This window comes from Pseudomonas viridiflava, from assembly GCF_001642795.1.
Classification (GTDB): domain Bacteria; phylum Pseudomonadota; class Gammaproteobacteria; order Pseudomonadales; family Pseudomonadaceae; genus Aquipseudomonas; species Aquipseudomonas viridiflava.
Genome location: NZ_LKEH01000016.1, coordinates 79,966 through 101,210 on the forward strand (window position 1 = coordinate 79,966; position 21,245 = coordinate 101,210).

Annotated in this window: 17 protein-coding genes and 1 tRNA gene; 8 read left to right on the plus strand and 10 right to left on the minus strand. The window is 59.1% G+C overall.

The features are described from left to right. Window positions 1–149 precede the first annotated feature (149 nt). Entirely contained in the window at window positions 150–902 is a 753-nt protein-coding gene (locus AO065_RS01080; protein ID WP_004880436.1) for a methyltransferase domain-containing protein, read from the plus strand. Window positions 903–1,205: 303 nt separating this feature from the next. Here the strand turns inward: AO065_RS01080 and AO065_RS01085 are convergent, their stop codons facing one another. The 4 genes from AO065_RS01085 to AO065_RS01100 form a co-directional block, all read right to left on the minus strand. Further along, the gene (locus tag AO065_RS01085) at window positions 1,206–2,309 is read right to left on the minus strand and encodes a tetratricopeptide repeat protein (protein WP_004880435.1); all 1,104 of its coding nucleotides are present in this window, start codon (window positions 2,307–2,309) and stop codon (window positions 1,206–1,208) included. Window positions 2,310–2,603: 294 nt separating this feature from the next. Then, window positions 2,604–3,209 (minus strand): hypothetical protein, encoded by a 606-nt coding sequence (locus tag AO065_RS01090; RefSeq protein WP_004880434.1) that lies wholly within the window; start codon window positions 3,207–3,209, stop codon window positions 2,604–2,606. Between the two features lie 200 nt (window positions 3,210–3,409). Continuing rightward, window positions 3,410–3,592 (minus strand): DUF6630 family protein, encoded by a 183-nt coding sequence (locus tag AO065_RS01095; protein WP_004880432.1) that lies wholly within the window; start codon window positions 3,590–3,592, stop codon window positions 3,410–3,412. A gap of 65 nt (window positions 3,593–3,657) precedes the next feature. Further along, window positions 3,658–4,596, minus strand: coding sequence for a LysR family transcriptional regulator (locus AO065_RS01100; protein ID WP_004880430.1), 939 nt, complete (start codon window positions 4,594–4,596; stop codon window positions 3,658–3,660). Between the two features lie 73 nt (window positions 4,597–4,669). On the opposite strand from AO065_RS01100, the gene AO065_RS01105 reads away from it, so the two are divergent. Together AO065_RS01105 and AO065_RS01110 are read left to right on the plus strand one after the other, a co-directional pair. Then, window positions 4,670–5,410 carry an SDR family NAD(P)-dependent oxidoreductase gene (locus AO065_RS01105; RefSeq protein WP_004880429.1) on the plus strand — a complete coding sequence of 247 codons (741 nt, stop codon included), beginning with the start codon at window positions 4,670–4,672 and terminating at the stop codon, window positions 5,408–5,410. A gap of 513 nt (window positions 5,411–5,923) precedes the next feature. Continuing rightward, window positions 5,924–7,009, plus strand: a complete 1,086-nt coding sequence (locus tag AO065_RS01110) for a type I restriction endonuclease (protein WP_004880427.1) — start codon at window positions 5,924–5,926, stop codon at window positions 7,007–7,009. 400 nt (window positions 7,010–7,409) lie between these two features. On the opposite strand, the gene AO065_RS01115 is transcribed toward AO065_RS01110, so the two are convergent. Further along, window positions 7,410–7,486: transfer RNA gene (locus AO065_RS01115), tRNA-Arg, on the minus strand. A 343-nt stretch (window positions 7,487–7,829) separates the two neighbouring features. Here AO065_RS01115 and gabD point away from each other — a divergent pair. The 4 genes from gabD (at window position 7,830) to AO065_RS01135 (ending at window position 13,284) form a co-directional block, all read left to right on the plus strand. Beyond that, a complete protein-coding gene (gene gabD, locus AO065_RS01120) occupies window positions 7,830–9,272 on the plus strand; it encodes an NADP-dependent succinate-semialdehyde dehydrogenase (protein WP_004880425.1) in 1,443 nt (480 codons plus the stop codon). A gap of 189 nt (window positions 9,273–9,461) precedes the next feature. After that, window positions 9,462–10,742, plus strand: a complete 1,281-nt coding sequence (gene gabT, locus AO065_RS01125) for a 4-aminobutyrate--2-oxoglutarate transaminase (RefSeq protein WP_004880423.1) — start codon at window positions 9,462–9,464, stop codon at window positions 10,740–10,742. Between the two features lie 160 nt (window positions 10,743–10,902). Continuing rightward, window positions 10,903–12,291 carry an HDOD domain-containing protein gene (locus tag AO065_RS01130; RefSeq protein ID WP_032650531.1) on the plus strand — a complete coding sequence of 463 codons (1,389 nt, stop codon included), beginning with the start codon at window positions 10,903–10,905 and terminating at the stop codon, window positions 12,289–12,291. A gap of 435 nt (window positions 12,292–12,726) precedes the next feature. Further along, on the plus strand, window positions 12,727–13,284 hold the full coding sequence (locus AO065_RS01135) for an HD domain-containing protein (RefSeq protein ID WP_004880417.1): 558 nt from the start codon (window positions 12,727–12,729) through the stop codon (window positions 13,282–13,284). 28 nt (window positions 13,285–13,312) lie between these two features. On the opposite strand, the gene cadR is transcribed toward AO065_RS01135, so the two are convergent. Continuing rightward, on the minus strand, window positions 13,313–13,759 hold the full coding sequence (gene cadR, locus AO065_RS01140) for a Cd(II)/Pb(II)-responsive transcriptional regulator (RefSeq protein ID WP_004880416.1): 447 nt from the start codon (window positions 13,757–13,759) through the stop codon (window positions 13,313–13,315). Between the two features lie 84 nt (window positions 13,760–13,843). Here cadR and AO065_RS01145 point away from each other — a divergent pair, with 84 nt between their 5' ends. Further along, a complete protein-coding gene (locus tag AO065_RS01145) occupies window positions 13,844–16,081 on the plus strand; it encodes a heavy metal translocating P-type ATPase (protein ID WP_004880413.1) in 2,238 nt (745 codons plus the stop codon). A 56-nt stretch (window positions 16,082–16,137) separates the two neighbouring features. Here the strand turns inward: AO065_RS01145 and hutG are convergent, their stop codons facing one another. The 4 genes from hutG to hutH all read right to left on the minus strand — a co-directional run bounded on the left by hutG (window position 16,138) and on the right by hutH (window position 21,202). After that, window positions 16,138–16,941 (minus strand): N-formylglutamate deformylase, encoded by an 804-nt coding sequence (gene hutG / locus AO065_RS01150; RefSeq protein WP_004880411.1) that lies wholly within the window; start codon window positions 16,939–16,941, stop codon window positions 16,138–16,140. Between the two features lie 11 nt (window positions 16,942–16,952). After that, entirely contained in the window at window positions 16,953–18,158 is a 1,206-nt protein-coding gene (hutI, locus tag AO065_RS01155) for an imidazolonepropionase (RefSeq protein WP_004880410.1), read from the minus strand. A 16-nt stretch (window positions 18,159–18,174) separates the two neighbouring features. Continuing rightward, on the minus strand, window positions 18,175–19,551 hold the full coding sequence (locus AO065_RS01160) for an amino acid permease (protein ID WP_004880408.1): 1,377 nt from the start codon (window positions 19,549–19,551) through the stop codon (window positions 18,175–18,177). Window positions 19,552–19,654: 103 nt separating this feature from the next. Continuing rightward, window positions 19,655–21,202, minus strand: a complete 1,548-nt coding sequence (hutH, locus tag AO065_RS01165) for a histidine ammonia-lyase (RefSeq protein ID WP_004880407.1) — start codon at window positions 21,200–21,202, stop codon at window positions 19,655–19,657. Between the last annotated feature and the right edge of the window lie 43 nt (window positions 21,203–21,245).

The following is a 21,245-nucleotide window of genomic DNA, read 5'->3' on the forward strand; positions in this document are numbered from 1 at the left end:
AAAGCGCTAATGGGCGTCACTGTCTGACACGAATTGAGCATGCCCAAGGCACCGTGGTCGCAAGCTGCCGACCACGACGGGTTCCTCCGATGTGAGTGATCATCCGACCGCACCTAACATTTCTTTTCAGAACTCAGAGAGACTGGATAATGTCGATCAACCGATTCGAATTCACTACACGTTTGCTGATCGACGCGGGCGTCCAACAAGGGATGCGGATCCTGGACGTGGGCTGTGGTTCGGGTGATGTATCTTTTCTGTTGTGTGATTTGGTGGGAAGAAGCGGAGAGATCATCGGTGTTGATCATGACGCCGGTTCTGTTGCCATTGCACGCCAGCGCGCCGCAGCACATGACCAACCTTCGCTTAGTTTTTGTGAGGGCGAACTCCAGGAGCTGCAAGAGTCTATCGGTACTTTTGACGCGATAGTCGGGAGGCGCGTCCTGATGTATCAACGGGATGCGGTGGCGACCATCCGAGCATTATCGAAGTGCCTGCGCCCCGGTGGCGTCATGATCTTTCAAGAACACGATACAACGTTGGCGCCTGCCAGCCTTGATCCATTCCCTTTGCATAAAAGAGCGCAACGCTGGATACAAGAGATGATTGCGCGCGAAGGGGCGGATCTACACATGGGTTTCAATTTGCACAGAATTTTTACCGAGGCAGGCATGACCGTTGAAAGCGTGCGGGCGGAATGCCTGGTACAGACGCCTGATGCACCCTACAGCCTTGGTGCCATTGTTCAAGCATGCTTGCCGCGCATCATTGCACTGGGAGTGGCCAAGGCAGAAGAGATCGAAATCGAAACGTTGCAAGAGCGTCTGGATCAGGAGCGTTCAGCTTCTCCAGGCATCTACATCGGCGATGTGATGTTCGGAAGCTGGGCGCGGAAAGTTTGACGATTTCAAAAGGGTAGGGCGGATATGCGTGAATGAATGTCTGCAAATGGCCGATATGTGAGGCTCACGAAAGACGGCTTTCGGGCAGAGGTGGACAGTCGCTTCGCCAACTTGGTCACTGGCACCACAATAGCGTCCGGCAGTTGCTTCAACGATGTTCCGGCCATGTTCCAGAACTGAGTGGCCGTGGCGCGGAGATACTTCCAGTTGAAATTCAAGATGCAGCCGTTGGGCTGAACGCCGCCGGGGCAGGCGGCGTGTGAATGGTTTAAAACGCGATACCGGGCTGGTCAACCTTGCAGCTTATTGTTCGCTTGTCAGATCAGCTTGTAGTCCTCTGAGACCCGCGGGGCTTGAATAGAGGTTTTCCAGAGTCGCTATCTCAGCCAGTTGTTGCGGAGAAAGCGTTTTCTCCTCCTTCTCAAGCTGCACGCGCATCGGGCCTGCAATGTCGCTCGGTAGCGTCTGTTTGAGTGCCACGCGCAATAACCCGCAAGCTTTGAGCTTGTTACGCTGAATGCCCTGCCCATTATCGAGATGAGCGGCGAGGGTAACTTGCGCCACGGCGTTTCCTTGAATAGCCGCCTGCAATAGCCAGTGATTCGCCAGCGGATAGTTCACCGGCACATCGCCGCCATTACTGTAGAGGTAGCCAAGGACATACTGAGCGTTGCCCCGGCCCTGCTCGGCAGCACGTGTATACCAACGCAATGCGGTGGGTACGTCTTTAGGGATACCCGTGCCATGTAAATTAGCCGCGCCCAACATTTCGAACGCAAGGCCGTCGCCAGCATTGGCCGCTTGGGTGAGCAATTTCACGGCGTTTTGAGGATTTGCTGGAGTCCCTTTACCACGGAAATTGAGAGTGCCCAATAGCGTCAAAGCCTCGGCATCACCTTGAGCACCTGCCTTGCTGGCCCAGATGAAAGCCTGTTGGTCGTTCGCCTCAACGCCGTTACCTTTGTAATAAAGGATAGCGAGTTGTCGTTGAGCCTTGGCATGACCTTGTTCTGCTGCTTTGCTGAACCATTGCGCAGCTTGGGCAAAGTCATTCGGCAAATCCAAGCCCGCGATACTTGCAACCCCCATGAAATATTGTGCGTCTGCGTTTCCGTGAACGGCCGATTCCGTTATCCACTGAAGACCCTTCGGTCGATCAGCGCCGATACCTCGACCGTAGTATTGAGTGATGCCGAGCTTGTACTGCGCTACAGGGTCGCCTTTTTCTGCAGCGCTTAAATACCACTCTGCGGCTTTGCCAGGATCGCGGCTAACGATCAGTCCTTCCTCATAAGCTGAAGCGATCAGAACAGTGAGGCTGTAAGGGCTTCGCCATAGCGTGACAACGAAGGAAAGCAGAAGAAATGCCATGAGGCTGAGGAATAGAGCAAACAAAAACTTGCGCAATGTCGAGTCCGTTCATGAATAGTGAGCAGGAAGTGTATTGATGCGCCTATATGCTGCCTAAGAGTGCCATTTCTGGCCAGTTCCTGCCTGTACTGACCTGCAGCTATGGGCCGTCAGGGGACGAAATCGAACGTCTGCTTTGGCTTTTCACATACTCTGGGCCACAAGCGGTCATAGAAAGGTTCGTTGCAGGCACCTCACATCGGAGGGCGAACGGTCCCGAGACGGCCAAGGTGGCTATTCCACATAAGGTCGTTTTGGGATTTCTCCAGCGCGAGCCATCCGTTCGGCTGGTCAGAACCCTTGGCTGACGCTGATGCCGCGCATAATCGAGAAACGTGGGTCGATCAGTTTCAGCGCCTGTTCGCCCTTCACCTTGCCCACGGTTACGTTGTAGGTCTTGGGTGCGTCGGAGAGGACTTCCGGGTTGCGTGCCAGTTTTTCGATGGCAGGGGTTTTGGCCCAGGCGGCGATGGGTTGCTGACGGATGTCTACGGTCACCACCCAGGATTTTTCCACGGCGGGGCCCATCTGCTGGGTGTTGGCGGTGGTGTTCTGGATCTTGGCGATCTCATAACCCTGGGCGTAGCAGAAGCCGGACGCCTGCGGTACATAAGCGGTGCGGCCAGGTTCGGTGAGGGTGTAGGTGGCGTCGCTTTTGGCCAGCAGACCGGCCTCCACTAACGCATCGAAGGCGGGCGCGTTGCCTTTGGATACGCCGCTGGAAAAGCTGTCGCTCAAGGTCACCGGGAAGCTTTTGAACATCGGTGCGGTGACGCATGAGGCGCCTTCCAGGCGGGGCTGCAGCGCTGCTTGAATATTCTCATCCGAGGGGCTTTCGCTGCAGGCAGTCAGCAGCAAGGCACTGAGGGCGGCGAGGGCTATAGGCTGGATTCGCATCGTTTTATCCTTGACGATTGGAGCGAGTGGGAAGGAAGTGTATAGAAATACCGTCGCCACACCACACGTCTATCCCATCTCGGTCTGCACCAGTGTTTCTATGTCCCATCCCGTTCGTACGACTCATGAAACGATAAGCCTATCTAGACGTCAACAGTGCCCGACAGCAGCGCACGCGATCAGTGATTACCGTCGCGGATTCAAAAAGCATCAAGCCCTGTTTTGATCCCTGCCTGCTGCGCCATTGCAATCATGCTTTCGACATCATCGGCCTCAACGATGCAGCCCACGTACTCATCGCCTCCCGTGTTCACATGCAAGTAGCGTTTACCAAAGCCGGTCAGCCAGAGATCGAAATCCGTTAGCACCTGCTCAAGCGTCATTCATGATCGTTCCGGTAGGCATACGGTTGTCTCCTCTTCGAATGATCTCTGTAGTGACATTGCACCTAAAAGTGCCTGGCGTTTTCGAAGCGCGCTCTCATGAAGTCAATAAAGACCCGCAGCTTGCGCGGCACATTAACCCGGCTCGAATAGTAAAGATAAAATCCCGAAAACTCAGGCCACCACGGCTCAAGCAACGGCACCAGATTTCCACGTTCGATATCTTCCTGAAACTGCACCTCGAATGAACAACCGATCCCGGCGCCCGCTCGTATGGCGTGGATCAGCGTGTCGGCGTCATTGGTGATCAGAGGGCCTTGTGGCTGGTAGGTGACGATCCGGCCGTCGTAACTGAACTCCCAGCGATACAGGCCGCTGGGCAGACGCACATTGACGCAGCGATGGTCGGTCAGATCCTCCGGATGACGCGGAACGGTGCGGCCCTTCAGGTAACCCGGCGCGGCAACCGTGGCAATCCGATGCGCGTCACCCAGCGGTACCGCTACCACATCCTGTGCAAGGTTCTCGCCTACTCGAATACCCGCATCGAAGCCGCCCGCGACGATGTCCAGCAGCGAGTTATCACAATTGATCTCTACGGTGATGTCAGGATACGCATCCATGAACGCCACCAGATGCGGCATCAACAGAATGTCGACCGCCGTGCGGGACAGATTGAGGCGCAGCAGACCTGCAGGCTTGTCGCGCGCCTCGTTCACATCTTCCAGCGCGCTGGTCAGCGCAGTCAGCCCAGGCTGTGCCTGATCAAGAAAACGTCGGCCTATTTCAGTAACCGCCACCCGCCGCGTCGAGCGCTCCAGCAGCCTCACCCCCAAGCGTGCTTCAAACGTCCGAATGGTCTGCGACAACGCAGACGGCGATATTCCCATCTGCGCTGCGGCCTTGGTGAAACTCCCGTGCTGAGCCACCTGGGCAAAGGCCGCGATCCCCGGCAGCAGCTCCGGGGGCAGAACACCATTGTGAAGCAGTGCTTCATGCTGCATGCGGTTAACCCGGCTTATTCAGAGATATCGCGCAGCCTACCATGCCTGCTCACCGTCTATGGAGCAGTCACTCATGAGTAACCTTTCCGGAAAAGTTGCCATCGTCACAGGGGCCTCGAAAGGCATCGGCGCAGGTATCGCCGAGCGTCTGGCCGCCGATGGCGCAAAAGTCGTGATCAACTATTCACGCAGCGCTGAAGACGCAGACAAAGTGGTCTCGCGCATCATTGCAGCCGGAGGCCAGGCCCTCGCCTGCAAAGCCGACATCTCCGACCCTGCGCAAATCGCCCCTCTGATCGACGCCGCAGTTCAGGCATTCGGACGTCTCGACATCCTGATCAACAACGCCGGCATCTATCACCCCGACACCCTAGAAGACCTGACCGCCCAAAGCTTCGACGAGCACTTCAACCTCAACGTCCGTGGCCTGCTGCTCACCACCCAGGCCGCTGCCCGCGTCATGCAGGCGGGTGCCGCCATCATCAACATCAGCTCAGGGCTCGCACACAGCCCGTACCCCAGCGTGCACGTCTACAGCGCCACCAAAGGCGCGGTCAACACCCTGACCCGCTCACTGGCGATGGAGCTGGGACCGCGCGCAATCCGCGTCATCGGCATCGCGCCCGGGTTTATTCACACCGAAGGCAACGCCGAGTCGGCCAAGGGAATGGACGAGTTCTTCATCGCCAAGACCCCGATGGGACGCGTGGGCAAGCCGAAGGACATTGCGGCGGCAGTGGCGTTTGCGGTGTCTGAGGATGCTGGGTGGGTGACGGGCAGTACGATCGATGTGGCTGGGGGGATGGTGTTTTAAGAGGGGCGATTGCTGAGTGCTGCGTGCATGATCGGCAGGGAGTTCAACCTTGATGGAGGTCCGGCAGCGATCGCGTATTTTTCTGTCATGAAAACCGCTTCCGACCTTTTCAACAGAATCGGTCGATTGCTGCCGGTCGCAGCAATGGACGTTGGCCTGTTCAGCCCAAGCACCTGTTGGTGATTAATCGGGAGCAGAGGCAAGTCGGATCGGAAGTTGAATTCCTGAATAACTGGTTGCAGGAAGATACCTTAAGTCTGTAAATCAATGGTTTAAATATTTTTCTATTACACCCAAATTTTGCTACGGTCCCGCTCAGTCGCGGGTGATAGTTCCTTTGTTACATGACGAAAACCGCCTCGAAATACTCCAAATGACGCTGATGCTGCTCGCCGAGTCTTGCCTTTCTCCTCAACGCCAAGTGTGCCCAGTGGCTTTCCCCAAGCTGCCGTAGTAGCGTTAGGCTCTCACCGATTGGATTAGGGCTTGCGAGCCCAGCACGGAGCGTCAAAAATGGATTTTCTTGAGTCACTCAATTCTCTGTCTGCGAAAGTTCGGCAGCAAGCTGCCTCGATTCAGACAGAGGAGGCAACCAAAACAGCTCTAGTCATGCCGTTCATTCATACGGTGCTTGGCTACGATGTGTTCGACCCTTCTGAAGTCGTCCCCGAATACACCTGCGATGTAGGAACGAAGAAAGGTGAGAAGATTGACTATGCCATCGTAAAAGATGGAAATATTCAAATTCTAATTGAGACAAAAAAGGTCGGCGAACCTCTTAACATAAATCATGCCAGTCAGCTGTTTCGATACTTTCATGTAACGACTGCAAGAATTTCAATATTGACAAATGGTAGGGTTTATAGGTTTTTCACAGACCTTGATGCGCCTAACAAGATGGACGAAAAACCATTCTTAGAATTGGACCTTCTTGCAATTGATGATCATGCGATCCCTGAGCTTCAAAAGCTGACAAAATCATCTTTCGATGTTGATTCAATTCTAAATGCAGCAGGCGAGCTGAAATACGTCGGTCAAATAAAGCGCATGATTGCTGCTCAGTTCAGTCAGCCTGATGACGACTTCGTCAGGTATTTCGCGTCCCGTATCTATGAGGGTGCTATCACTCAAAAAGTGCGCGAGCAGTTCACCGTGTTGACAAGGAAAGCCACCTCACAATTTCTGAACGACCAAATCAATGATCGATTGAAGTCTGCTATGAGCGGGGTGAACGTGCCTACCGCCGCTGAGCAACTGATAGAGGCCAATACAAGTCCCGAGAAAGATGTTCCAGCGGAGGATCGAATAGTTACTACTGTGGAAGAGATGGAAGGTTTTCACATCGTCAAGTCCATCATACGTACGGTGGTGGATGCTAAGCGGATTAACCATCGCGATACCCAAAGTTACTTTGGTATTCTCTTGGATGACAACAACAGGAAGCCTATTACGCGGTTACATTTCAATCGTGCTCAAAAGTACATCGGCATATTTGAGAAAGACAAAGGTGAAACCAGGCATCCGATAGCAACTCTCGATGACATCTACAGTTTTAGTGAGATGCTAAAAGAAACTGCCTTGCAATACGAAGCGATTTGAATTTCACGTTTAATTGAAAATTAATAGGACTTCGACCGCAGCAATTTTTCTGGCGCATTGTCTTTGGTGTTTCTATAACGCGTCCTATGTTCAGCGAGCCCCACAGAAAGCCCGCTCCGGTGGGCTTTTTGCGACCAATGGACGCGCCAGAATAACGGGGCGTGGCTTACACCTCCGAGTACTGGACCATGGTCAGCCTACGGTGTCCTCGACTTCAATCAGCCCCCTGAGCTTCCGCAGCTAGTCGCTACAGCTATAGGCTGGCCTATTTCCAGCGTTGGCATGTGGCGGGAGTTTTTTTCCAATGGGGGCATAAGAAGCCCAAAAACAAAAAAGCCCGCACATGGCGGGCTCTTCAAAATTCTTCTCGGACTGTTCAAAAAACACCCAGATAACAATATGGTGCACCAGACGGGATTCGAACCCATGACCCCTGCCTTCGGAGGGCAGTACTCTATCCAGCTGAGCTACTGGTGCAACGCGGGCGCCATGATACTCATCTGATGGGCGGGCGTCCATGCTGGCGAGCGGCTGTTGTCGATTTCGCACGCTTTACCTATCCCGCGCCTGCAAACCAGACAAAACCTCCATTCCCACCTCAACACCCCGTTCTTTTTTTCGAACAGGCTATTGTCCTTTAACCCCGCAGTCCCTAGGATTCGTTTGAGATTTCAAACGCTCTTGTTCGGTCTTCGCGCTTTCTATACGCCGCGCATCGCTCAGGCCGATGGAATGTTTTCCCGGCGATGACTTCCAATTGGGGTGCATCGATATTCATTTGTTCGCTCCGCCCTTGTGCGGTGCTGTTTAGGAGGCCGACATGCAGCTCAAAGATTCCAAACTGTTCCGCCAGCAAGCCTACATCAACGGCCAGTGGCTGGATGCGGACGGTGGTCAGTCGATCAAGGTCAATAACCCTGCAACCAACGAGATTCTCGGGACTGTGCCGAAGATGGGCGCGGCCGAGACGCGTCGTGCGATTGAGGCGGCTGACAAGGCGCTGCCGGCCTGGCGTGCGTTGACCGCCAAGGAGCGGGGCAACAAGTTGCGTCGCTGGTTCGAGCTGATGATCGAGAACCAGGACGACCTGGGTCTGTTGATGACGCTGGAGCAGGGCAAGCCGCTGGCCGAGGCCAAGGGCGAGATTGCGTATGCCGCTTCCTTTATTGAGTGGTTCGCGGAAGAGGCCAAGCGCGTCTACGGCGATGTGATTCCCGGTCACCAGCCGGACAAGCGTCTGATCGTGCTCAAGCAGCCGATTGGTGTGACGGCTGCGATTACGCCGTGGAACTTCCCGGCCGCGATGATCACCCGTAAAGCCGGTCCTGCGCTGGCGGCGGGTTGCACCATGGTGCTCAAGCCTGCTTCGCAGACGCCTTACTCGGCACTGGCGCTGGCTGAACTGGCCGAGCGTGCGGGTATCCCGGCGGGCGTGTTCAGTGTGGTGACGGGCAGCGCGGGCGATATCGGCAGCGAGCTGACCGGCAACCCGATCGTGCGCAAGCTGTCCTTCACGGGTTCGACCGACATTGGTCGTCAACTGATGGCCGAATGCGCCAAGGACATCAAGAAAGTCTCGCTGGAGCTGGGCGGCAATGCGCCGTTCATCGTGTTCGACGATGCCGACCTGGATAAGGCGGTTGAAGGCGCGATGATCTCCAAGTACCGCAACAACGGTCAGACCTGCGTCTGCGCCAACCGCATCTATGTGCAGGATGCGGTGTACGACGCGTTCGCCGAGAAGCTCAAGGTTGCCGTGGGCAAGCTCAAGATCGGTAACGGTCTGGAAGAGGGCATCACCACCGGTCCGCTGATCGACGACAAGGCTGTGGCCAAGGTCAAGGAACACATTGCCGATGCCGTGAGCAAGGGCGCCAAGGTCCTGTCCGGTGGCAACAGCATGGAAGGCTCGTTCTTCGAACCGACTATTCTGGTCAACGTATCGAAAGATGCCGCCGTCGCGAAGGAAGAAACCTTCGGCCCGCTGGCACCGCTGTTCCGCTTCAAGGATGAAGCCGAAGTGATCGAGATGGCCAACGACACCGAGTTCGGTCTGGCGTCGTACTTCTATGCTCAGAACATGAGCCGCGTGTTCCGTGTGGCCGAGGCGCTGGAGTACGGCATGGTGGGTATCAACACCGGCCTGATCTCCAACGAGCTGGCACCGTTCGGCGGCATCAAGTCCTCGGGCTTGGGCCGTGAAGGCTCCAAGTACGGCATCGAAGATTATCTGGAAATCAAATACCTCTGCCTGTCGGTCTGATCCAGACTGCCCAACCAGAGTTATTGCAGCCGATGGCGCGCGAGAGCGACGTGTCATCGGCTTTTGCTGCACCCGAAACTTATTGGTGGCCTGAAGGCTGCGACAGTCGATCATCGTATGCTGTTGCAACTGATCCAGCCCGCTTGATCCTTGAGCTACGCCGACCGATGAGCGGCGAATGAGGAATACATGAGCAAGACAAACGACTCCCTGATGCAACGCCGCCATGCTGCCGTCCCGCGCGGCGTGGGTCAGATTCACCCGATCTTCGCTGCTTCGGCGAAGAACGCCACCGTCACCGACGTTGAAGGTCGTGAGTTCATCGACTTCGCGGGCGGTATTGCGGTGCTGAACACCGGTCACCTGCACCCGAAAATCGTTGCGGCTGTGCAGGAACAGCTGACCAAGCTGACGCACACCTGCTTCCAGGTGCTGGCTTACGAGCCGTATGTCGAGCTGTGCGAGAAGATCAACGCCAAGGTGCCGGGTGATTTCGAGAAGAAAACCCTGCTGGTCACCACCGGTTCCGAAGCGGTCGAAAACGCTGTAAAGATTGCCCGCGCTGCCACGGGCCGTGCTGGCGTGATCGCGTTCACCGGCGCTTACCACGGCCGCACCATGATGACCCTGGGTCTGACTGGCAAGGTCGTGCCGTACTCGGCCGGCATGGGCCTGATGCCCGGCGGTATCTTCCGCGCGCTGTACCCGTGCGAGCTGCATGGCGTGAGCGTTGACGATTCCATCGCCAGCATCGAGCGCATCTTCAAGAACGACGCCGAGCCGAAGGACATTGCCGCCATCATCATCGAGCCTGTGCAGGGCGAAGGTGGTTTCTACGTGGCGCCGAAAGCTTTCATGCTGCGTCTGCGCGAGCTGTGCGACAAGCACGGCATTCTGCTGATCGCTGACGAAGTGCAGACGGGCGCTGGCCGTACCGGCACTTTCTTCGCCATGGAACAGATGGGCGTTGCGGCCGACCTGACCACTTTCGCCAAGTCCATTGCAGGCGGCTTCCCGCTGGCGGGCGTGTGCGGCAAGGCCGAATACATGGATGCCATCGCGCCGGGCGGTCTGGGCGGCACCTACGCCGGTAGCCCGGTCGCCTGTGCGGCGGCGCTGGCGGTGCTGGATATCTTCGAAGAAGAGAACCTGCTGGAGCGTTGCAAGTCGGTCGGCGAGCGCTTGGTCACTGGTCTGAAAGCCATCCAGGCCAAGCACCCGGTCATCGGCGAAGTCCGTGCGCTGGGCGCAATGATCGCGCTGGAGCTGTTCGAAGACGGCGACTCGCACAAGCCGAACGCGGCGGCCGTGGCTCAGGTTGTGGCCAAGGCGCGTGACAAGGGCCTGATCCTGCTGTCGTGCGGCACCTATGGCAACGTGCTGCGCGTGCTGGTGCCGCTGACTGCCGAGGACGAACTGCTGACCAAAGGTCTGGCTATTCTCGAAGAGTGTTTCGCTGAAATTGCCTGATCTACTGTGCGGTCACGGATTGGTTGATTTGTGACCAAACAGACAAAAAAAGCCCGTTTCGACGGGTTTTTTTTGGTCTGAACGAAGGTATTTCACTGTTTTGGCTATATCCGGGCGAAGGCTTTGGCTAAGGTGAACGCATCGATGTCGGAGAGTCCTGATGACTGCTGTAGTTTTACCCGCGGTACCTCGCGTATTGATTGCTGAGTCTGATCCGTGGGTTCGCGAAACACTCAGCGAGCTGGTGCTGAGTGTGCGTGGCGATATCGAACTGGAGATGTGCACCGACGGCAGGCAAGCCATCGAATGGATGAAGAAACACCTGCCGGATCTGGTCATCGCTGCGCGTGAACTGCCCGCCATCGATGGACTGAGCCTTTTGCGCGGCATTCGTAACCTGCGTCGTCAGCCGCCGATCCCGTTCATTCTGATCAGCAACCGCAGTGATGCGGCCAGCGTGCGTGAAGTCCTGCCGCTCGCGCCGACGGCTTACCTGACCAAACCCATCGATACCGTGGGCTTGAAGCAGCGTCTGGAAGGGCTGTTGCTGGGACGTCGTGCGGCTGCACCGGGCGACATGCCTGCGCTGACGCCGGGCCTGACGTTGATGAAGTTTCTGGAAAAGCGTCGCGATGTAGCCGATGGCGCGCCGCTGTTTGTTGACGTGCCCAATGCGATTCAGCTGAGCCAGGGGGCGAGCGGTCTTGATGCGACGTTGCTGGAGCAGGAGTTGCGCAACGATCCGCACATTACGGCGGTGCTCATCGCGGCCGCGAATACGGCGGCTCAGCATTTGGGAAAGCCTGTGCAGACCCTGGGCGGCGCAATGGCGGTACTCGGCGCGCCGCAGACGGCGGCTATCGCCTCGGGTCTGGCCAAAAAGCGCATGGCGGTGCTGACCAGCGATGCGCTGTTGGCCAAGGCCAGTCAGTTCTGGACACTGTCGCAACGCACGGCGGATTACGCCCGCATTCTGGGCGGCATGCTGGAGCTGGATGTCGAGCGCTGCTTCTGCGCCGGGATGCTGCAATCGCTGGGCGATCTGGCGGTGCTGGGCTGTCTGCAGGAGTGGCTGCTGGCAGGCGGTGAGCTGAATGAACAGGCCATCGATCAGGCGCTGGAGCAGTATTCGGCCTCCTTTGGTTCTGCACTGCGCACCCGCTGGCGTCTGCCGCTGGAACTGCGCGAGCTGATCGCGGCGGTTTATCAGTACAACACCGGCATCTACAAGCGCGAGGTGCTGGCAATGAACCTCGCAGGGCAGATGGCGCAGTTGGGCGAGGAAGAAAGCGTCACCCAGTTGCTCAAGACCAAGTCGGCCAAGCTGTTGAAGCTGAGCGTCGGGGATCTGCAGCGTCTGCGCAAGAAACTGACGGGCGTGACCGATCCGAGTCTGCTGGCACCTTTGGTGGTGGAGCCTGAGGAGGGTGAGGAAGAAGGTGTTGAGGACGATGGGCCTGATCTTTTGGACCTGACCCCTGAACCTCCTGCGGCTGAAGAGCCGGAGGCTGAGTCCGAGCCGACGATCGAGGATGTGCCGAAGGGCTAGTGCGCGTGGCGTGTGCTCTGTTTCCAGACAGCAGGTCTTGCCGAGTGAACGCGTTTTTGCACGAGGTTCCACCACGTCTTCGACGTAGCGCTGTCGCGCAGAAAACACCGGACTGTGGGAGGCGGCATGCCGGCGATCTGCCGGGAACCGGTAGCAAAGCCTGCACCTGCGGTGTGTCAGATGCAACCTGGGGCCGCTACGCAGCCCATCGCTGCCGTCGTAACCTCCGAGAGCTCCCACGCCCTCCGGGCAGAAGCAGGTTTCAGCAAATTACAAAGTGTTTGATACAGAGGCGGCTTGTCCACAATTCGGTTTCCCGCGCTACCCATGAGTGGCTGACCTGACGCCATCGCCGGCAAGCCGCCTCCCACAGTCCCTATCAACTCGAAGATTCAAGCTGTTGTCAGCCAGACCCGTCAGCAAAGGAACCATCTGATGCCTACCTTCGACCTGCAACATCTCTACAACAAAGCCTGGCTGTTCGCCTCCCACGCTCATGTCGGGCAGACGATGACCAGCTCGGATCTTCCTTACACCACCCACGTGGCGATGGTGGCCAATGAGCTGATCTTCGCCCATCGCGAGGAACCCGTCGGTGCATTCGAGATTGCCCTGCCTGCCGCGCTGTTGCATGACGTGGTGGAAGACACCGATGTGACGACAGCGCAGTTGGCGGAAGCGTTTGGTGCAGAGGTTGCATCAACGGTTGCGTGCCTGAGCAAGAACCTGATCGTGCCGTTTTCCGAGGAGCGTTATTTTCAGGGTATCGCCGAACACTCCCGTGAAGCGGCGGCGGTCAAGCTGTGCGACCGCATCACCAATCTGCAGTCAGCGCCTGCCAAGTGGACACACGCCAAGCGGGCGTCCTACCTGGTCGAGTCCGAGCAGATTCTGAAGGCGCTGGGTCATGCAAACGGCTACCTCAGGCAGCGGCTCAGCGACACCATGGTGCGTTATCAGGCCCTGTATATGGATGGCTTTGAGGCTGTGTGACAGCCAGGATCAGATCACGCATGCAGCCTCAATGACTGTGACTGCGCCCCACATGCGAGGGCTCGCCTTCGGGTGACGCGACGGCGCCGGTCACTTCCAGTCTTTCCAGAATCGCGCAGTGATCAGCCTCGCCGCTGCCGCAACGCTGGCGAAGGTCGAGCAGTTGTTGCTGCAGTGCCTGAAGGCTGGCGACGCGGGCGTTGACGTGTTCGATGTGCTCGTCGATCAGCGCGTTCACGCTTTCGCATTGATCCTGTGGGCTGTCACGCAGACTCAGCAAACTGCGAATCTCTTCCAGCGTCATGTCCAGGCTGCGGCAGTTGCGGATGAACGACAGCCGCTCCACATGGGCCTGGGTGTACAGCCGGTAGTTGCCATCGCTGCGCGCAGGCGCGGGCAGCAGGCCTTCGCGCTCGTAATAACGGACCGTTTCGACCTGCGTATCCGTCAACTTTGCCAGTTCACCGATCTTCATGGGCTGCCTCTCGTTTTAGCGCTTGACCCTATAGTGGCTACAGGGTGTTCACTTGGCAACAAGCAGAATCCAGGAGCGCGCCAAATGGGCCCGATCAGCAAAGTTACCCCGACACACGGTCATGACGAGCACGAAGAGGTGCACGCAGAGCATGCGCATTCGTGCTGCTCCAGCAAGGCAGCGCCTGCCGTTGTGACGCTCGATAATGCCTCGTCAGCCGATGCACGGTTGAGCAGTTTTCGTATCGAAGCGATGGACTGCCCGACCGAGCAGACCCTGATCCAGAACAAGCTGGGCAAGCTGGCCGGTGTGCAGAAACTGGAGTTCAACCTGATCAATCGCATCCTCGGCGTCTGGCATGACCTGCCGTCGACCGATCCGATCCGCGAGGCCATCGGTTCGCTGGGCATGCAGGCCGATCTGATCGAAGAGGGCGCTGATTCTGACGTCGCCGCTGCACCTGCGCCGAAGAAACACTGGTGGCCGCTGGCGCTGTCCGGCGTCGCTGCGCTGGCTGCCGAAGTGGTGCACTTTGCTTCGCTGGGCCCGACCTGGGTCGTGGCGCTGCTGGCGCTGGTGTCGATCTTCAGTTGTGGCCTCACGACCTACAAGAAAGGCTGGATCGCGCTCAAGAACTTCAACCTGAACATCAATGCGTTGATGAGCATCGCCGTGACCGGCGCTGTGCTGATCGGCCAATGGCCTGAGGCGGCGATGGTGATGTTCCTGTTCACCGTGGCCGAGCTCATTGAAGCCAAGTCGCTGGACCGTGCGCGTAACGCGATCAGTGGTTTGATGCAGTTGACGCCGGAGCTGGCAACGGTTCGTCAGGCGGACGGAAGCTGGCTGGAAGTGGATGCCAAAAAGGTCGAACTGGAAGCCATCGTGCGGGTAAAACCGGGCGAGCGTATCGCGCTGGACGGTGAAGTCGTGTCCGGGCAATCGACCATTGATCAGGCTTCGATTACCGGAGAGAGCCTGCCGGTCGAGAAGGCAGTAGGCGACAAGGTGTTTGCGGGCACCATCAATCAGGCGGGCTCGCTGGAGTACCGCGTGACGGCCGCGGCGAACAACTCGACGCTGGCGCGGATCATCCATGCAGTCGAAGCCGCTCAGGGTTCGCGTGCGCCGACCCAGCGCTTCGTCGACAGCTTTTCGCGCATCTACACGCCCGTGGTGTTTGTGGTGGCTCTGGCGGTTGCGCTGGTGGCGCCGCTGTTTTTTGGCGGCGCATGGTTCGACTGGATCTACCGCGCGCTGGTGCTGCTGGTCGTTGCGTGTCCGTGTGCGCTGGTGATCTCTACGCCTGTGACCATTGTCAGCGGTCTGGCGGCTGCGGCGCGCAAGGGTATTTTGATCAAGGGCGGCGTGTACCTGGAAATGGGCGAGAAGCTGGATTACCTGGCGCTCGACAAGACCGGCACCCTGACGCATGGCAAGCCGGTGCAGACCGACTACGCGGCGTTGCAGGCTGATGCAGCCGACACCGCGCCTGCCATCGCCGCAAGCCTTGCGGGTCGCTCGGATCACCCGGTTTCCCAGGCCATTGCCAAGGCGGCCGAAGCGGGCGCTGCCGTGCATGAGGTGGTGAATTTCGAAGCGCTGGGCGGGCGCGGTGTGAAGGGCGAGATCAATGGTCGCCTGTACCACTTGGGCAATCATCGTCTGGTGGAAGAACTGGGGCTGTGCTCGCCTGAGCTGGAAGCACGTCTGGACGCACTGGAAATGCAGGGCAAGAGCGTGGTGCTGCTGCTCGACTCAACCGGTCCACTGGCGCTGTTTGCGGTTGCCGATACGGTCAAGGAAACCAGTCGTCAGGCCATCGCCGAGTTGCATGAGTTGGGCATCAAGACGCTGATGCTGACCGGCGACAACCCGCATACCGCCAAGGCGATTGCCGATCAGGTGGGGATCGATCAGGCGCTGGGCAACCTGCTCCCTGCGGACAAGCTGGCGGCGATTGAGGGGCTGTATGCGCAAAAACACCGCGTCGGGATGGTCGGCGACGGCATCAACGATGCGCCTGCACTGGCACGTTCCGAGATTGGTTTCGCGATGGCGGCGGCGGGGACTGATACGGCGATCGAGACGGCGGATGTTGCGCTGATGGACGACGATCTGCGCAAGATTCCGGCGTTCATCCGCCTGTCGCGCAGGACCTCGGCAGTGCTCAAGCAAAACATCGTGCTGGCGATTGTCACCAAGGTGTTGTTCATCGGCATCACCTTCGCCGGACTGGCGACCATGTGGATGGCCGTGTTTGCCGACATGGGCGTGAGTTTGCTGGTGGTGTTCAACGGGTTGCGGTTGCTCAAGAAGTGAGCAACTTCCGAACCTGATCATGCCCATGCTCTGCGTCACACCGCGGAGCGAGTGTGCTACCGACCAAACCGCTCCTGTCCCCAGGCGATGAGTGTTTCGAGCAGTGGCCTGAGGACGTTGCGGGTCGGTTCGGCCAGGTCCGGGCGGTAGTGGAAGGGGGCGAATTCTTCCATGTAGGTGCTTTGCGCCAGTTCCAACTGCACGGCGTGGATGTTGTTCGCCGGGTCGCCGTAATGGCGGGTGATGTGGCCACCCTTGAAGCGACCGTTCAGCACGTGGCTGTAATCCTTGGCAGATGCACAGACCTGTTCCAGCCTGCTGGCCAGTTCCGCGTCGCAGCTGGCGCCGTTGAAGGTGCCGAGGTTGAAGTCTGGCAGACGGCCATCGAACAGGTGCGGGACGTGGCCGCGAATCGAGTGCGCATCGAACAGCAGCGCGTAGCCGAACTCGTCGCGCAACCGTTGCAGTTCCTGCTCCAGCGTCTGGTGATATGGCGCCCAGATCTGCTCCAGATACTTCGCCCGCTCTTCAGGCGCCGGCGTTTGTCCTTCCTTGAACAGCGGCACGCCGTCGAACAGGATCGATGGAAACAGCCCCGTGGTCGCACCGGCATACATCGGTTTGTCGTCAGACGGACGATTGAGGTCGATGACGAATCGCGAATACTCGGCCGCCAGGGTGCTGGCGCCCAGTTCGGCGGCGAAGTCGTACAGACGCGGAATGTGCCAGTCGGTGTCGGGCAGGCTCAGCGCCTCGTCCACCAGCCCGGCTTCCACCGCAGGCGTGAGCTTGAGGCCCGCGTGGGGCATGCTGATCAGCAGCGGAAGTCGGCCGCGAGTGAATGTCAGAACGTTGTCCACAATCTTCTCCTTTAAACCAGTGATTCGACGCCATGACGCACGACGCGTTTGTCCAGATCGCCGCCCAGCCAATACGCCAGATCAGCCGGTCGCTCGATGTCCCAGGCGACGAAATCCGCCGTCTTGCCGACTTCCAGCGAACCGTGTGTATCGCCCATGCCCAGCGCTTTGGCTGCGTTGAGTGTGACGCCTGCCAGTGCTTCTTCTGGCGTCATGCGGAACAGCGTGCAGGCCATGTTGAGCATCAAGCGCAGCGACAGGCCGGGGGAGGTGCCGGGGTTCATGTCGGTGGAAATCGCAATGGGCACGCCATGTTTGCGCAGCGCATCCATCGGCGGCAGTTGCGTCTCGCGCAGGAAGTAGTAGGCGCCCGGCAGCAGCACGGCGACCGTGCCCGACGCGGCCATGGCGATGACGTCCTCTTCGGTCATGAACTCCAGATGGTCCGCCGACAGGGCCTTGTAGCGCGCCGCCAGACTTGAACCGCCCAGCGACGAGAGCTGTTCGGCGTGCAGCTTCACCGGCAGGCCGAGCTGGCCGGCGGTGATGAACACCTGCTCGACCTGCGCCGGGGAAAACGCCAGGTACTCACAGAACGCGTCCACGGCATCCACCAGCCCTTCGGCGGCCAGCGCCGGGAGCATTTCGTTGCAGATGTGGTGGATGTAGTCGTCGGCGCGGTTGGCGTATTCAGGCGGCAGCGCGTGGGCGGCCAGGCAGGTGCTGCGCACGGTCACAGGTTGGGTATTGCCGAGACGACGGATCACGCGCAGCAACTTGCGTTCGTTCTCCAGATCCAGCCCGTAGCCGGACTTCATCTCGACAGTGGTCACGCCATCCTTGAACAGATGCCGCAAGCGACGTTCTGCGCTGATGTACAGCTCGTCTTCGGTCGCGGCACGGGTGGCTCGTACGGTGCTGGCGATGCCGCCGCCTGCGGCTGCGATGTCGGCGTAGCTCACGCCTTGCAACCGCTGCTCGAATTCGCCGCTGCGGTTGCCGCCGAACACGGTGTGGGTGTGACAGTCGATCAGACCGGGCGTGACCCATGCTCCGCCCAGATCGGTACAGTTTTCATAGTCCGTTTCCGCCACCTGATCCTGAGGCCCGATCCATTCGATGTACGCTCCGGAAGTCACGATGGCGGCATCCTCGATGATCGAGTATTTGCCGTGTGCCATGGTTGCGATGTGACAGTTCTTCCAGAGCGTTTTCATCCAGGGCCTCCTCAGGCTAGGGGACAGGTTTCAGCGATTTGGGTTTCACCCATAGACGGTAGGCGATGACCAGCAGCACGATCCAGATCGCGCCGACTATCAGCGCGGCGCGGTTGTCCGGGAAGTACCCCAGCACGCCGAAGATAAACAGCATGAAGACAATGGCGGCTGCTGGCGCATACGGCCAGAACGGCACCGGGAATTTCAGCTCGGCGACTTCTTCGGCGCTCATGGCGCGGCGCATCGCGACCTGGGTCAGCAGGATCATCAGCCAGACCCAGACGGTGGCGAAGGTGGCCAGCGAGGCGATCAGCAGGAACACGTCCTTGGGGATCAGGTAGTTGAGCACCACGCCGCCCAGCAGCGTCACGCCCATCACCACCACGGTCATCCACGGCACGCCTTGCCGCGAAAGGTGGGCAAAGCTGGCCGGTGCCTGACCATCGCGCGCCAGCCCGTACATCATGCGGCCTGCGCCGAAGATGTCGCTGTTGATCGCCGACACGGCGGCGGAAATCACCACGATGTTGAGAATGGTGGCGGCCGACGCGATGCCCAGATTGTCGAAAATCTGCACGAACGGGCTGCCCTGCGTGCCGATCTGTGGCCATGGATAAATGGACATCAGCACGAACAGTGTCAGTACGTAGAACAGCAGAATGCGCAGCGGTACGGCATTGATCGCACTCGGCAGCGAGCGTTGCGGGTCCTTGGCTTCACCGGCGGTAATCCCGATGACCTCGATGCCGCCGAAGGCAAACATCACCACGGCAAACGATGCGATCAGACCCGCGACGCCGTTGGGCATGAAACCGCCATGCGCCCACAGGTTGGCGATGCCGATCTCCGTGCCTGTGGTTGAGCTGCCAATGCCGAACAGCATGATGCCGAACCCCGCCAGAATCATCGCGATGATCGCGCCGACCTTGAGCAGCGACAGCCAGAATTCGGTTTCGCCAAAGACTTTCACGTTGCACAGGTTCAGCGCGGCGATCAGGAACACGATGCCCAGCACCCAGATCCAGCGCGGCACTTCCGGGAACCAGAAGCCCATGTAGATCCCGAACGCGGTGACGTCGGCGAGGCAGACGATGATCATCTCGAACGCGTAGGTCCAGCCCAGGACGAAGCCTGCCAGCGGGCCCAGATAGCGCGTGGCGTAGTGGCTGAACGAACCGGCCACCGGATGGTGCACGGCCATTTCGCCCAGCGCACGCATGACCATGAACACCGCCGCGCCGCCGATCAGGTAGGCCAGCAATACTGCAGGGCCTGCCTGTTGAATCGCCGAGGCGGAGCCGTAGAACAACCCTGTGCCGATGGCAGAGCCCAGGGCCATGAAGCGAATGTGGCGGGCGGATAACCCGCGTTTCAAACCATCTCGTGACGTCATTTCAGGTCCATTTCATTACTGGTATGGCTATAGCTGCGAGAACGCCTGCATCCGGCTTCCCGCAGCGATTGACCATGGCGAGCCCTGCCAGGCTCGCGGTGCATCACAGACTCGGTAGCAGACGTGCAGGAACCAAAGGGTTCAGGCAAGTGGAGGACAACAGCTGGCTGGCAGCTTCGATGTCCGGTGCGAAAAAGCGGTCTTTGTCGTAGGACGGGACCTTGCTGCGCAGCAGGGCACGGGCCTGCTCCAGTTTCGGAGAGGTTTTCAGACCATTGCGCAGGTCCAGACCCTGACACGCAGCCAGCCATTCTACGGCAAGAATCCCGCGAACGTTTTCTGCCATTTCCCATAACCGCTTGCCGGCGGCTGGCGCCATCGACACATGGTCTTCCTGGTTGGCCGACGTCGGCAGGCTGTCGACGCTGTGCGGGTGGGCCAGCGCCTTGTTTTCACTGGCCAGCGCGGCGGCCGTGACCTGGGCGATCATGAAACCGGAATTGACCCCGCCGTTGGCCACCAGGAACGGCGGCAGTTGCGACATGTGCTTGTCCATCATCAGCGAAATGCGTCGCTCGCTGAGCGAGCCGATTTCGGCGATGGCCAGCGCCAGGTTGTCCGCCGCCATGGCGACCGGCTCGGCGTGGAAGTTGCCGCCGGAGATCACGTCGTTCTCGGCAGCGAACACCAACGGATTATCGGACACGGCGTTGGCTTCGATTTCCAGTACTTCGGCAGCCTGACGCAACTGAGTCAGGCAGGCGCCCATGACCTGGGGCTGGCAGCGCAGCGAGTAGGGGTCCTGAACCTTGTCGCAATTGCGGTGCGACTCGGACACTTCGCTGCTGTCACCCAGCAGGTCGCGGTAGCACGCGGCGGAATCGATCTGTCCGCGCTGGCCACGTGCGGCATGGATGCGTGCGTCGAACGGCGAGCGCGAACCCAGCACCGCTTCGACCGTGAGCGAGCCGCAGGTCAGGGCGGCGGCGAAAAGATCCTCGCCTTCGAACAGGCCGCGCAGCGCGTAAGCGGTCGAAACCTGCGTGCCGTTGAGCAGCGCCAGACCTTCCTTGGCGGCCAGGGTCAGCGGCGTCAGGCCGGCGACTTTCAGGGCCTCGACTGCATTGAGCCATTCGCCCTTGTAGCGCGCCTTGCCTTCACCCAGCAGCACCAGCGACATGTGCGCCAGCGGCGCGAGGTCACCAGAGGCACCCACCGAGCCCTTGAGCGGGATGTGCGGATAGACCTCGGCATTGATCAGCGCAATCAGCGCGTCGATGACCACCCGACGAATCCCCGAAAAGCCCCGGCTCAGGCTGTTGACCTTGAGCACCATGATCACCCGCACCAGTTCATCACTGATCGGCTGGCCGACACCGGCGGCGTGGGACAGCACCAGCGAACGCTGCAGATTCTCCAGGTCTTCGCTGGCGATGCGCGTCGAGGCCAGCAGGCCGAAACCGGTGTTTATGCCGTAAGCGGTGCGATTCTCGGCCAGGATGCGCTCGACGCACGCCACGCTGTCGTCGATCTGCTGGTCTGCGCTGGCATCGAGCGTCAGGGTCACAGGGCGCTGATAAATGGCGCGCAATTGCGCCAGGGTCAGTTGGCCGGGAATCAGGTTGAAGGTGTGGGCAGAGGGGGTGGTCACGATGCAGCTACTCCTTGATTGATGTCGGGCGTGCGCGCTTCTT

Bases quoted from the DNA above. Each gene is read 5' to 3' on its own strand.
- AO065_RS01095 (WP_004880432.1), bottom strand. From the start codon at position 3,592: ATGACGCTTGAGCAGGTGCTAACGGATTTCGATCTCTGGCTGACCGGC.
- AO065_RS01145 (WP_004880413.1), top strand. From the start codon at position 13,844: ATGGGCCCGATCAGCAAAGTTACCCCGACACACGGTCATGACGAGCAC.
- AO065_RS01100 (WP_004880430.1), bottom strand. From the start codon at position 4,596: ATGCAGCATGAAGCACTGCTTCACAATGGTGTTCTGCCCCCGGAGCTG.
- hutI (WP_004880410.1), bottom strand. From the start codon at position 18,158: ATGAAAACGCTCTGGAAGAACTGTCACATCGCAACCATGGCACACGGC.
- AO065_RS01110 (WP_004880427.1), top strand. From the start codon at position 5,924: ATGGATTTTCTTGAGTCACTCAATTCTCTGTCTGCGAAAGTTCGGCAG.
- AO065_RS01160 (WP_004880408.1), bottom strand. From the start codon at position 19,551: ATGACGTCACGAGATGGTTTGAAACGCGGGTTATCCGCCCGCCACATT.
- cadR (WP_004880416.1), bottom strand. From the start codon at position 13,759: ATGAAGATCGGTGAACTGGCAAAGTTGACGGATACGCAGGTCGAAACG.
- gabD (WP_004880425.1), top strand. From the start codon at position 7,830: ATGCAGCTCAAAGATTCCAAACTGTTCCGCCAGCAAGCCTACATCAAC.
- AO065_RS01135 (WP_004880417.1), top strand. From the start codon at position 12,727: ATGCCTACCTTCGACCTGCAACATCTCTACAACAAAGCCTGGCTGTTC.
- AO065_RS01090 (WP_004880434.1), bottom strand. From the start codon at position 3,209: ATGCGAATCCAGCCTATAGCCCTCGCCGCCCTCAGTGCCTTGCTGCTG.
- gabT (WP_004880423.1), top strand. From the start codon at position 9,462: ATGAGCAAGACAAACGACTCCCTGATGCAACGCCGCCATGCTGCCGTC.
- AO065_RS01080 (WP_004880436.1), top strand. From the start codon at position 150: ATGTCGATCAACCGATTCGAATTCACTACACGTTTGCTGATCGACGCG.
- AO065_RS01130 (WP_032650531.1), top strand. From the start codon at position 10,903: ATGACTGCTGTAGTTTTACCCGCGGTACCTCGCGTATTGATTGCTGAG.
- AO065_RS01105 (WP_004880429.1), top strand. From the start codon at position 4,670: ATGAGTAACCTTTCCGGAAAAGTTGCCATCGTCACAGGGGCCTCGAAA.